This is a genomic window from Spirosoma aureum (assembly GCF_011604685.1).
In the GTDB taxonomy this organism is placed as follows: domain Bacteria; phylum Bacteroidota; class Bacteroidia; order Cytophagales; family Spirosomataceae; genus Spirosoma; species Spirosoma aureum.
Genome location: NZ_CP050063.1, coordinates 3767499 through 3780062, shown reverse-complemented (window position 1 = coordinate 3780062; position 12564 = coordinate 3767499). Strand labels below are relative to the sequence as shown.

Genomic DNA, 12564 nt, shown 5'->3' with positions numbered 1-12564 from the left:
CTGAATGATCGTAACAATAGTCATTGTGGCAGACCTACATGTAGGCGTTTAACTTATTAATTTTCCACCCGCCAAATGGTTTTACGGTGGCACAAGCTGGGCTTCCGTCTTTTCCGGACCCTGGTACCTGGGTTTCCAGCACTAAGTCCGAAGAGGTGATTACTTCTTCGATGGTATCCCAGGTAATTCCGCGGAGCGGCACTTTCAGTCGCCGTCCCCAGATAGATTCCGTCTGACCAGCGTAGGTACCTATATCGATATAAATAAATTTTTCCGGCGGAGAGCCCTGGACGAAAGGCCCGAAAAAACCTGGTTTTTCATCCTTCTGTCGGTCGCCTTTGACGGTGACGGAGCACTCAAATCGAATGTCCTGCGCAAGGGCCTGCTGAAGCTGTATCGTTTCATAGGGATGTCCACTGCCCTTTTGAAGCCCGAAATCTACCCCTTCCGTCGGCTTTTGCAGGACAATCCGAACGATAATATCTTGCTTGATAATCATTAATGTCTCTGGTTAAGTTCGATTTTTGTTTTTTTGCCTATTTTAAGATGGTTTCTAAGGGCGTCATAATGGTAAATGGTACAGTGTGTGAAAGTTGTTCTACTCATAGCTTCTTAAAACGCCCCATTATTGACGTATATGTATGACGGGTATCTATTCGACTCAGGTGGGAGGGTTTACTGAGAATTTGGATATATCCTATATTGTCAGGAAAGACCGTGATCATTCTACCCCGTATTTCTGGAGGTCTCAGCATAACAGGCATTAGGAAGAAACCCAGTCGTGACAATACAAAAAGTACGACAAAACACCCGAATATACGAGCGATAACGGTCCTGTAAAGCGGCAGTCATCTTCGCTGCAATGTCCATCTTTGTCGCGTTAGGCCCCTGAATTTGTCGTATTTACACGTTGCTGAGGTCTAAAACATGTTCCATATTTACATTGAATTCCTTGATAAAATTAAAGACGGTTATGAATACTTATAAAAAGCATAGTTACTAAATTGATACTACTAATTCAATCGTTATGTCCACAACACCCCAATCCAGCGCGCAACATAACAAGCCCTCCGACAGCGGCTATGCGCCTGTTAATGGCATTAAAGTCTATTATGAAGTTTATGGCGAAGGCATGCCTATCGTTCTGCTGCACGGTGCGTATTACACTATTGATTTGAATTGGGGGCGATTAATCCCTGAATTATCAAAAACACGAAAGGTAATTGCCATTGAAATGCAGGGCCATGGACACACACCGTTTTCGGACAGAAAATTATCCCGCACTACTTTAGCAAGTGATGTGGAAAGTGTAATGGATTATCTAAATATTGACAGTGCGGACATTGTAGGATATAGCTTTGGCGGCTCTGTAGCTTATCAATTTGCTATCCAAAGCCCTGAACGGCTGAGGAAATTGGTAATTATTTCTGCTGCTTATAAAAGCGGTGGTTGGTTGCCTGAAGTAACAAAAGGATTTGAAAACCTGAAGCCTGAACTTTTTGATAACACACCTTTGCAAGCCGCCTATGATGCAGTAGCACCCGATAAAACAAAATGGACAAAATTCCTGGAACAGATGATTGCCTCCGCTACGACGTCATACGATCTGGGAGATTCCAACATTGCAACGATTACGGCTCCCGTATTATTGATTTCGGGCGACAATGACGGGATGGATAAAATTGAGTTAATCAAAACGTATCAATTACTAGGAGGTGTAGCAACCAGTGATTTTGGTGTCACTCCAAAATCACAGTTGGCTATTATTCCCGGAGAAGGGCATGTTAGCCTCATGATGCAGACCCAAACGATATTGGGCTATTTAAATAGTTTTTTAAAGTAACGGTATTTGTACTGAGGTATGATAAACACCCTTGACGCTTAAGGCAATGATGTAGGATCAATTACAACACGACAGAAACAAGAACCGCTAACATGAGCTTTAACAAGCGGAGCTGACGAACCTATGCTGAAGGGACGAATTTCTTTTTAGATTTGAGCCCAAGGCCCGGCAGACGGAATAATATTTCCCCCTGCGCCAAGCCCTGAACCGTTAGCAGGAATGCAAAAAAAAACGTACAGTCATGGTATACAATATTTTAAATGGCGACTCCCTGGCTTATAGTTTTCCAGACGCAAAAATTGAAGGAAATAGTATTGTTGTTAGAGAAGGACTTATTGATGGAGACTTATCAGGGGACAACCTTCATGACTTTTGGCAATCAAGAGCCAAATACCTGGGGATAACAGAAACCGAATACAATAAATCTGTTGTAAATGAATTTGAAAAAATAATAAATGCGCCTGATAATTCAGAGTTTAATCTTTGGTTTGAGTATGACTTATTTTGTCAAGCAAACATGTGGTTTGTTGTTTCAATTATCAATAGTTTGCCAATAAAGAAAAATGTTTTTGCTGTTTATACCTCTTATTTAGGCAAAGCCAGTAAAGAATTTTGGAATGGCTTTGGTCCAGCAAATTCAGACGAACTTAAAGTTTGTTATGCAGGTAGAATTCCTTTTAGTGAAGCCGACATAAATTTCGGCCATGAGTTGTGGAAAGCTTACAAAAACGGCAAACTTGAAGAGTTGACAAATCTCTCAACACACCAATCGTTAGCTTTTCCGTATCTACAAGAAGTAGTAAAGGCACATGTTGACCGCTTTCCAGAAGATGGCACAAAAGGAAGACCCGAACTAGTTATTGAAGACATCACAAAAAATATTTCTACTGATTTTCATAAAGTGTTCAACGAATTTTGGAACCGCGAAAGCATTTATGGTTTTGGGGACACTCAATTAAAAAGTCTGTATGACAAAGTAATTCACTTTCGCTAACATGAGCATGGAGCTAAGGCGGCTGAACTAATTTAATCTCATCGTCCTGTTCGCTATTCTGCAGAAGTTCCGGCCAACGAATAACACCGAGCAATTGAAGGTAATATTAACTCTATAATTTTCTCAGTTTCGGTTCGAGCTGAACGATCAGAGACTATCGCCACAGCGCCAGACTTTAGTCGTTAGTCACAATTAAATGCCGACAACAAATGGTTGTGCTAGTCACTGCTTCAGTTGACATTGCCCCTTCCTAATTTACCGTTTATTAATAAGTCCAATAGGAGCGTTTTTGCGAGACCGTTGTATAGGCAACATATTTGTACAATATGCCCATCTGCTTAGGATCAAAAATCCACCGCAGTCAGTAAAAGTAACATTTACGTTTCGTTAACATTCTTTTACTGGTCATTAACAGACGATAGGATAGAAGCTTTTAGCTTTGTTGAAATCCTTGAAAATAAAAGAACGCCTTAAACGGATCTGATTTTCAGGAAATAGATTTATTTAATTAAACCTGTGATAAATATGAAAAAAATAATTTATGCGCTAATTATACCGCTGGTTGTGGTAAGCGGCCTAGTATTGGCAAATCGTGAAATTAAAAATGAAGCTTCTAAAAAGTCAACCTCAAAGCCACTCTCAGCCACTGAAAGGAAAGCTGCAAGAAAAAAATGGGAGGCTACCCCGGATGGTATAAAGTACAAAAAATGGGAAGTATCTCCCGAAGGTAAAAAAGTGAATGCCGGTGAAGCTAAAATAAGGAAGCATATAAATGCTTTTACCGATATGGAGGCTGTGGTAACCTCTCTTTCTCTTCCGCCAGGCTCACGATTAGGTTTCGGAGTGATGGTCAGAATTAATGGCGACGATTATATTCTTAGTTTTGGGCCGGAAAAGTCTGACAAGAATTTTTTGAACTTTAACAATGAATTTCAGCAATTGCATAGCCTGAAAGTTAACGACAAAATAATTATAAGAAGCCATAGTGTATCGCACGCGCCCAAGTATTCATATCCAATAGTATCGGGCGACTATGTAGAACGCGATAGTAAAATAATTTATAAACGTGCCCCTCGCAAAGGCGGTTGCTAAGTAAATTATGTAATAAATATATGCTTTATAGTTAACGGTTTTTTTTTACCTCCTGTGGACAAAACAAAACAGGAGGTAAAAAAAAATATCAAGCCCGAAACCAAAGACGTATCCATTTCCAGATGGATTGACACCAAATATGAGTAAACTGATTCTATCGGTAAGAGCCTGATCCTACAAAACAGCCTCCCAAAAGGTGCAACAAAATACACTGACCCTGATGGCGAGATATATTATTAAGCTGTATTTTTCACTCGAATAATCAATGAAACAGATAACCCTATTGAATTGACGATTGATTTTCCGTTCGATTCATTTGAGATTCAACCCAATTACTACGAAAAAAATTAACCTTACTTCCGTCACAATGACACGGATTAAGAGGATTTGTTTGGTTATGATCTGGCAGATTTAGACTCTTTTTTTGATAATAGTATTCATAAACATTCTTCGTTTAAAAGAACGATTAACCCAAAAGAATCGAGTGATTTCTATGTCATAAAACTAAATATCGGACCAAAATCGAGTTGCCAAGGTAAGTTCAATAAGAGCAGGATATAGCTTAAAGGAGCAGAATCTATTTTATACACTTAACGGTAAAGAAATTCTTTGTGGGAAAATTTATTTAAAAAATTTGAAGTTACAGAAATAAATATAAAGCCAGCGCACAATTAATGTATATAAGAAATAGCGAAGGTTCGTGGTAACTGTAATTGAAATAATGCAATCTCTAAAACTTTTTTGGGATTTTAGAAGCTACTGATTGAAGTATTTTGGTTGGATCTTTTTTCGGAGTGTATCGTTATAATGGAATGACCCTCACTTACTTTAGGCGCAAAGAGGGTCAGAAATAAGGTGTATAGCTGTTTCTCAAAACGCCCGAAAAAGAAGCAGATGCATTAATGTTCCTTCGTCTCAAGAAGGAGCGTTTTGAGAATGAGTTGCTTATGACGATGAATCAAGATTCTATCCCCTGTTTGATGAAGTCCTGATTCACCTACTTAATAGGATGACTACTACCGTCCGTCGTACGGCCAAATCGTAGTGCTTCAGTCCGTTTTGGGCAGTACGCAATCACCTACTGTTTACTTTTTTAATTGTGGGGATGATGTATTTAAGAAGCACTTCGAAGGGAAGCTTTCCACGCCAGTTGCCGTAATTGCTACCGGTGAAAACTGCCGTTAGGTTGTAGGCGGGAACCAACATCATGTATTGGCCGCCATTGCCTGAAGCAAACAAGACCAGAGGCATGAAGTTTCCTTCGTATCGTATAGGAGCGTTACCTGAGAATGTGCCTGTCGAAATACCAGGTTTATAGTTTACTGTTTTTTTCAACGCAATCCGCAGCATATGCCTGTTGTCCATTGATATTGACTCAGTATTTTAAGATACAACTAATAGGGCCAAATAAACGCTTGGTATGGCGATTTCAACGAGTGAGGGTGATTTTTTTGCTCAGCCCGACAGCTACGATATAATTTGGTGCCTTTTCCCAAATAATCTAAAGTAGCCAGTTACTCCTATCACTAGCATGTATCACTATATCCATCAGCTCCTAAGGGTAGCCCTCGTGGTGCTCTCCTTAACAACAACCGCAACAAATGCTCAGCAGAAGCCAGTCGAGATACTGTTGTTAGGAACCTTTCACTTCGACAATCCTGGACTCGATGTCGCTAAGTTTGAAAGTGCCAATATTCTTTCCCCTAAACGGCAGCAAGAAGTAAAAACCGTAGTCAATCAGCTCATTGCCTACAAACCCGATAAGGTTTTCATTGAGGCTGAACCGGCTCAGCAAGCCCAGTGGGATTCGCTCTTTAGTCTCTATCAACAAGGGAAATTCACCCTGAAAGCCAACGAAATCTACCAGTTAGCCTTTCCGGTGGCCAAAGCTTTGGGACACCCACACCTCTATGCAGCAGATTATAGAAATGCCGACTTCCCCTACGATAGCCTAATGAAGGTATTGGCCTCTTCCAATCAGCAGGCAATGCAACAAACCATTCAAACGACGATTGCTCAGGTCGAGCAATCGTTTAACGCAAATCTGTCAAAGCATACCCTTTCTGAGATGCTTACGATTGACAACACGCTGGAATCGCGAAGAGATATCCTCACCTTTTATCTTCAATGCATTGGCGCAGGCAAACTGAACAATCACGTCGGTGCCTATCTGACCAGCGAATGGTGGCGACGCAATATGGTCATCTATGCGAATATTCTAAAGCAGTTGACGGGTAACGAAAAACGCATTGTTGTCTTGTTTGGGTCGGCGCACACGGCTGTCCTCGAAGAGTTCATGAAGTACAATTCAGCCCTTCGGTTAACAGATGTAGGTGAGGTACTCCACTAGATGATGGTGTGGTCACCACGGGTGTATGCCTTTTGGTTTGTCCCATGCTAATATTCTAAGGTGCTCTTTCCTATTCTAGCTGGTTTTGAACACTTGGGATTGGAGGCAAGGAGATAATAAACGAGAAAACAGTACCTGTGTCTGTCAGAGAAGAAGAACGATTCACGAGCGATACGTTTGGCAAGGAGTACCGACGATATTCACCTTATAACCTGAAAAGAGAAGATATGGAATATGTTTAGGCCTTGGAATTGACTACAGGAAAGTTGTTTTAAGTTTTGACTACCAAGTGAGCTTGTTAAATGTCGCTGAAGCGAACGAACGAGAAATAGCTCCTCTTCCTGAAGATTATCGAAACCGAAATTTATCGCTGACAATCGGGTATAGTTTCTAAAACCAGGTGTAGACACTGGATAGACTGCCAACTTTTTCAAATAATTCCAAGGGCAATGTTCCTGTTACGGTGTAGCGGCCACGTTGTTGCAAAAGATAGTAATTGTTCAGTGAGTCGGTCCGCTGCTGGTATTGACTGGCTTAGGTTAGAAACCTCTTCCAGAATGCCATATAACAAGCATGGGTTTGCTTAATAGGACAAGCTATAAACGTTGAAATTAATGGAGTATAAAGCTAACTCATTGCGCTTAACTAAATTTAAGCCTGATTATATGTTAATAATAAATAGATCAGCTATCGACATCATTTAATTCGATTGTTACCCATGATTACTCAACTAGCCAGAAAATTTTTTTCCCATAGCTTAACGCTTAGTATAGCGATAGCCGCTCTGCTAAGTGGCTGCTCAAAACCTGAAGCGGTTGATCCTCCTGAAGCGACTCCAGCTCAGTATGAACTCAAGGACGTTCGTTATTTCTTCCAAACGGGGGATCGAGTAGATACAACGACTTTACAATTAAAGGGCCAGCGTGTGCAGAATCCAGGCACTATTCTTGCCACTCAGCAGGTTGAAGAGGGCTTTGGTGGGTTAGTTAAAACATCTCGGTTTATCTTTGATCCAACAACCCAGTTTCCCCAAGAACTTGATCTCAGTCAGTTTGAAGTAAGCGTACCTGAACATTGGTATGGCAATGCATTGTTCGATCGCTCCCTCGACACCTACTCCTTCAGCACTATCGAGCAACAAAAGCCTTATGGATTTGATCCCAAAGGCATCTTAACGGTTAAGATTCCACCCAAATCCAAAATTGACATTAGCCGTCAGATTAGTGCTTATCAACTCACTTGCTCCTTTGAAGGTATTTTAGAGAATACAACAACAGGTCAACGGCTCAGCTTGAGGGGTAAATGGAAGGGACTTTTGCAATATGCGAATCCAACCACAATCTTTAGGGAGTCTGCTTTGTAGAACTTTCTGGGTATGGTTTGACTGAACCAGCAGCCCTGTTCAACGACCCGCTCATATTGTTTTTGTCGAATAACCTAAAGTTAATGGCTACAGTCCGCTGTGTGGATGCAAAACTTCTGAAGACGATTGATACGCTTTTTTGCGCATTTTTTTTTGGAAACGAGCGGTTGAACACTAAAATCATAGCTATAGCGACTTTTGCAACCATACGATAGACCGTGTCCCATTCTCTATTTAGCAGCTTTGCAACCTTTATTCTAGCAATGGAGTCTCAATACAAACTGAAAAATATGAGGTATTGTCTGGTCCTGATTCTTATAAGCTTCGTTCTGGTAAGCTGCAAAAAAGAAGAGGTTGCTTCAGTAGTTTCGAGCTGCTATCCTGATCTAAAATTAAGTCGGTCTCACCAGGCAACAGAATCGTCTGTGCTTGTCAGAATATCGGGCGGATTATATACCGGCTATCAACTCATAGCCAGTAACGGCGTTGCCTGGAGTGCCTGTAGCCTGCCGGACGAGTTCAGGAAAGACAGCCTAAAAATTTATGTAAGTGGCTATTTCCTTACCTCCCCTGAATTAGATGTGAAAAATATAACGCCTTTGCCTTTTGAGGTCACAGGTGCCAGGTTAAGATAGCGGACATCCATTAACGTTTACTAAATAGCTGACCATTTCCTGGTTTGGGTAGTAACTGGGGGATGGAATTGCGAGTAAAATTTAATAAAGCAGGTAATTCAGAAGCAGCTTATCAATGGGCTAAGATCATGCACTATGCTAATCCGGACTTTTTATTTCTATTGAAGAGGTGTCTTCAATAGAGCTTTCCGTACTTTCTCAGCAGCGGCCAGATCGGTCAGGGTAATGTTGGTCTGATGACGAAGGGTTGGCGATGCCGTGAGAATCTCCGTAGCCATCTTGATCAGCAAAGCTGCAGTAGCCGGGCCGTTTACCTTACGACGGGGTACCCGAGCCGGTTTTTGCTCTCCTGAAATCGGGACAAATTGGTGCAACTTAATGGACTCCATACAGGCTTAAAGACAGTTGTTTACGTTCTATTTAGAGAACAAAAAACAACGACAATTCATTCATACAATGGAGACTTCGAACTACTTATTTTGCTTTCAATAGCTGGTTCCAGTCGGTTGTATATTGCCTGCTCAAACTACCCCTAACCATCGACCAGTCGGGGCTCTGTAGCTGAGAAGCCAGCCTGACTTTATCCCGGCCATGTTTGCGATTAATACGGTCAATGGTTTTGCCGATGTGCAGCGATTTCGCGGTTGGAAACTCGGCAAACAGATTCCCCTGGTGAATAGTATCGGGAATAATGTCATTTAGGATCACCCCCACTTTCTGATAATTATAGCCGAACTGAAACAAACTTTCCACCACTGGGATGGCATAGCGCAGAAAGTCTGGCAGGTGGTTAGTATAGTGCGGGAGCCTGACCGATCGGGAGGCTGAATACTGTTTGGCAGGCAGGCCATTGCCAGGTGTGATGCGGTTGGGGTTCGTATGAAGAAACACAGTGACATGCCGGGCCAGTGACTCCTGCTTTCTGAGCTTCTCACAGCAGCGGGCTAAGTAAGTAGTCAGCGCGTCAGTTATATTCTTCAAGTCCGGAATGAGTTTACCAAAGCTAACAGCGGTGCAGATGGTCTTTTTCGGGGGCGCATTTACTTCCAGCAACCGGCAAGGAAAACCCCGCAGCTCATACACCATCCGAAGGCCATTCACCGTCATGCGATCCCGCACCCAGTCCAGGTCTTCAATGCGTTGAAGTTGCCAGGCGGTTTCAATCCCGTTTTTCTTCAGCAAGCGGGCGTACTGCGAACCGATGCCCCACAGATCTTTGACCGGAAACTCCCGAAGGGCTTCTTCGGCGCTTTCTCCGTTAGTGATCACGCAGACACCGCCCAGCTCTGGCTTGGCCTTGGCTCGTTTGTTGGCCACTTTGGCCAGTGTCTTGGTTATCCCAAAACCAACGCAGACAGGAAGACGGAGCCACTGCCCGATCGTATCCCGTATCGCATAGCCCAGACCCTGATAGGACGGATAGATGCCGTCGAAGTGGGTATTAACCTGAATGAAGGCTTCATCGATGCTATAGGGTTCTACATCGTCGGCAAACTGCGCCAGAACGCTCATCATCCGGGCCGACATATCACCGATCAATTCGAAGTTGGAGGAGCAGATCTGCACGTTATGCTCATCGATTAATTCCCGAATCTGAAATAATGGCTGTCCCATTTTAATACCCAGTATTTTGGCTTCGTTACTACGCGCAATCACGCAGTGATCGTTGTTGCCAACAGCGACCACGGGTACACCATTGAGTCTGGGATTGAACGCTCGCTCACAGCTCACGTACATTGCGTTCACGTCGATAAGTCCGTACATGGTTGATGGCTGATTTAGTTTGTTCACTGTCCCATTTAGGAGGTTTGGAGACGATACGAATCACCACGCCCAGCACCGAAAACTGGTCAATATCCAGGTGGACGTAAATAGGTAGATAATCCGGATTGGAAGGAAACAGGGCAATCATGCGCTCAAAGCGAACGAAGCGTTTGGCGTAGCATTCCCCATTAACCCAGCAGACAATGATCTTGCCGGTTTCGACGGTATGTGAAGCATCGACCACCAGAATAGAGCCGGGCCGGATGTCATCAGCAATCATCGAATCACCGTCCACCTCCACAAAGTAAGATGCATCGGGGTGTTCGATGCAAAGTTGATCCAGCGAGAGTCGGGCGCGCAGATAGTTCTCAGCCGGATTGCCAAAGCCTGCCGATACGGGCGACTGGTAAAAGGGGATAGGAACCCGCTCGGCCGGATCAATGTGCCAGATATTGGCTGGCTTAATGGTGTCGATCATATCAGTTCGCAATGAAATTGCTGCTATGATATTATTTTATTATATATAATACAAATAGCGCATATAGATTTGTATCTTTGGGCATCGCCTTTGGTGGTTCAGGGGCGGTTTGCAACAAGTAATCGGAAAAGACCTGGCCTGGCTGGGTCTTTTTTATCCGGCTTATCGATTATATATATGACAACCAGCCAGAAACAATCCCGCTCTACCAAACACATCATTCGGGTAATGTTTGACGTCATGGACCCGGCTAAAACGTGTCTTCGAACTGATGAAGATCTATCCGTAGCAGCGCCTGACCCGGATGAAGCCATCGAGTACGTGTATACCGAAATGAAGCGCCAGTTTAAGCGCTCGGATATCCTGCTGGCACGGGTTCGGATTTGTGCCTAGCGGCTAGTGCAAAGGCTGTCGGTGCTGATTGGCTGTAAGTTGACCAGAGCTTTTACCCTCCGACGTGCCACGGGTTTTTGTTGGGCGTAGCGGGACAAGCCAACCCAACCCAGACGCATGCATGGCGCCAATCTGCCAAGTGCTAGTTTAGAACGCATCGGGGATTAATGGCAGCCTGTTTGTGGGTTCTGACTAAATAGGGGAATCGGGCAAGAAATTTGCTCAGGCTGAGCGCAAACAACTGTTAAGTCCTATTATCGAAATACAGCCAGGTATAGCTGCGATCGCCTTGCAGCCAGACTGGCTCACCTTGGTGTTGGGTAAGAATTTTAAGAGACGGCATCGGTGTGTTCTGGATAAAATAATAGTTAAATATATATAGTTTATCTAAAACATGCCAGATTGCCTTATACACTTTTCTCACCCTTTAATGCCAGCCGAAAGCAGGAACGGGTTCGCTGATAACCAACCAGATTCCTGCTCGCTACAAGGCTTATTGATGCATTTGCCAATTACCCACTTTCTTTACATTTATTACCTTAAATCAGCGGATAAAAGAGGTTTCATTTTCTCTCCTTCATTAGTTAGGATCGCCTTATCTGGTCATTATAATAAAGATTTGATCATATAGGGATAGTTATATTCAGAGAAATCTTTATTTTTTTGCATTTACCAGTAAACTTTTTGCCCGTTCGTGCGTATAAATTATGTAGATATATTTCAAGCACCATGATTAACAAACTCACGTCTGTTTTAGTATTTGCCTTACTAGTTTCCCTCGGCGGAAGTGGTGCGCATGTCTTCTCTGGAGGCTCAGTAACAAAGGGAAAATCTGAACAAAGCGGGACGCGCAACATTACCGGAGGTGAGGGTGTTCGGCCAGAAATGTATTTAATGGGTGGGCACGGTACCGGGAACTCCTTGAGCGGAGGCTTCGAAAGAGGCTTTGCCGATGGCGATCGTGTGGGTCATGGAATCGTTTGTGCCGGTTTTGAAAAGCATGGTGTTAAAAACTAAAAAACAAGACGTTATGAATAAAAAAACGACCACTACTATTGGCATTGTTTTTGGCGCTGCATCCCTTCTTGCTGTGGCAGTCTATGGGATAATTAAATACGTGAAAAACGGCTCAGGCGAGCTAGATGGCTCGAGATCAGTTGATATTCAGGGTTCTGGCCCTGTGGGTGTCAGCGGTGCTGGGCTTATCGGTATTCAAGGCGCTCGTCCAGTCGGATTTATAGGTAACGGCCTCGTTAAAAGTGATAGCCTTTATGGTGGCGGTGGTGCAGTTGGAAACGGCCTGGTAGGTGGTGGACTAATCGCACTTGGCAATCGAGTCTCCGGCTAACCAACATCTCAGCCAAACACATAGCCCCAACTCGGGGCTATTTTCATTTAGAAGCGTCCCACAACTAGATCTATAGGAACATCATAAGATACCAAATTGCTAGCAGGACATAGTGATGATCATTACGTAGGTTCTTGCTGCACGCTGGCAAAGTAGGAGAGTAGAGACGGTTAGTTTCAAAAGCTGAAGTATCTACCCATTTCTTCAAATCGGGATGATTTAGAGCATTAATTGTTACCTGCTCATCGACCACCAGGAACCTGATGCGATTATCTACTGGACCGAGTACTTGGTGTGAACTAGA

13 protein-coding genes are annotated in these 12564 nt (G+C 43.3%); 9 read left to right on the top strand and 4 right to left on the bottom strand.

Annotated features, from left to right (window positions below; all coding sequences use genetic code 11):
* Window positions 1-34: 34 nt before the first annotated feature.
* Window positions 35-499, bottom strand: coding sequence for a DUF5990 family protein (locus tag G8759_RS14770; protein WP_232074260.1), 465 nt, complete (start codon window positions 497-499; stop codon window positions 35-37).
* Window positions 500-1027: 528 nt separating this feature from the next.
* Between G8759_RS14770 and G8759_RS14765 the strand changes: the two genes are divergently transcribed.
* The 6 genes from G8759_RS14765 (at window position 1028) to G8759_RS14740 (ending at window position 8277) form a co-directional block, all read left to right on the top strand.
* Window positions 1028-1843: an alpha/beta fold hydrolase gene (locus tag G8759_RS14765; RefSeq protein WP_167209187.1), complete on the top strand. Its 816-nt coding sequence runs from the start codon at window positions 1028-1030 to the stop codon at window positions 1841-1843.
* A 241-nt stretch (window positions 1844-2084) separates the two neighbouring features.
* Window positions 2085-2837: a DUF1835 domain-containing protein gene (locus G8759_RS14760; RefSeq protein WP_167209185.1), complete on the top strand. Its 753-nt coding sequence runs from the start codon at window positions 2085-2087 to the stop codon at window positions 2835-2837.
* A gap of 525 nt (window positions 2838-3362) precedes the next feature.
* Window positions 3363-3929 carry a hypothetical protein gene (locus tag G8759_RS14755; RefSeq protein ID WP_167209183.1) on the top strand — a complete coding sequence of 189 codons (567 nt, stop codon included), beginning with the start codon at window positions 3363-3365 and terminating at the stop codon, window positions 3927-3929.
* A 1531-nt stretch (window positions 3930-5460) separates the two neighbouring features.
* Window positions 5461-6279 carry a DUF5694 domain-containing protein gene (locus tag G8759_RS14750; RefSeq protein ID WP_167209181.1) on the top strand — a complete coding sequence of 273 codons (819 nt, stop codon included), beginning with the start codon at window positions 5461-5463 and terminating at the stop codon, window positions 6277-6279.
* Window positions 6280-6997: 718 nt separating this feature from the next.
* Window positions 6998-7642 (top strand): hypothetical protein, encoded by a 645-nt coding sequence (locus tag G8759_RS14745; RefSeq protein ID WP_167209179.1) that lies wholly within the window; start codon window positions 6998-7000, stop codon window positions 7640-7642.
* 425 nt (window positions 7643-8067) lie between these two features.
* Complete coding sequence (locus tag G8759_RS14740; protein ID WP_167209177.1) at window positions 8068-8277, top strand: hypothetical protein; 210 nt, start codon at window positions 8068-8070, stop codon at window positions 8275-8277.
* Window positions 8278-8435: 158 nt separating this feature from the next.
* Here G8759_RS14740 and G8759_RS14735 read toward each other — a convergent pair whose 3' ends face one another.
* The 3 genes from G8759_RS14735 to G8759_RS14725 form a co-directional block, all read right to left on the bottom strand.
* Window positions 8436-8666: a hypothetical protein gene (locus tag G8759_RS14735; protein ID WP_167209175.1), complete on the bottom strand. Its 231-nt coding sequence runs from the start codon at window positions 8664-8666 to the stop codon at window positions 8436-8438.
* Window positions 8667-8751: 85 nt separating this feature from the next.
* Window positions 8752-10041, bottom strand: a complete 1290-nt coding sequence (locus G8759_RS14730) for a Y-family DNA polymerase (protein WP_167209173.1) — start codon at window positions 10039-10041, stop codon at window positions 8752-8754.
* Complete coding sequence (locus G8759_RS14725; RefSeq protein ID WP_167209171.1) at window positions 9998-10519, bottom strand: LexA family protein; 522 nt, start codon at window positions 10517-10519, stop codon at window positions 9998-10000. Before G8759_RS14725 ends, G8759_RS14730 begins: the two co-directional genes overlap by 44 nt.
* Window positions 10520-10696: 177 nt before the next feature.
* Between G8759_RS14725 and G8759_RS14720 the strand changes: the two genes are divergently transcribed.
* The 3 genes from G8759_RS14720 (at window position 10697) to G8759_RS14710 (ending at window position 12260) form a co-directional block, all read left to right on the top strand.
* Window positions 10697-10912, top strand: a complete 216-nt coding sequence (locus G8759_RS14720) for a hypothetical protein (RefSeq protein ID WP_167204109.1) — start codon at window positions 10697-10699, stop codon at window positions 10910-10912.
* Between the two features lie 729 nt (window positions 10913-11641).
* Window positions 11642-11929 (top strand): hypothetical protein, encoded by a 288-nt coding sequence (locus G8759_RS14715; RefSeq protein WP_167209169.1) that lies wholly within the window; start codon window positions 11642-11644, stop codon window positions 11927-11929.
* Entirely contained in the window at window positions 11883-12260 is a 378-nt protein-coding gene (locus tag G8759_RS14710) for a hypothetical protein (RefSeq protein ID WP_167209167.1), read from the top strand. The genes G8759_RS14715 and G8759_RS14710 overlap by 47 nt, the downstream gene beginning before the upstream one ends.
* The last annotated feature ends 304 nt before the right edge of the window (window positions 12261-12564 follow it).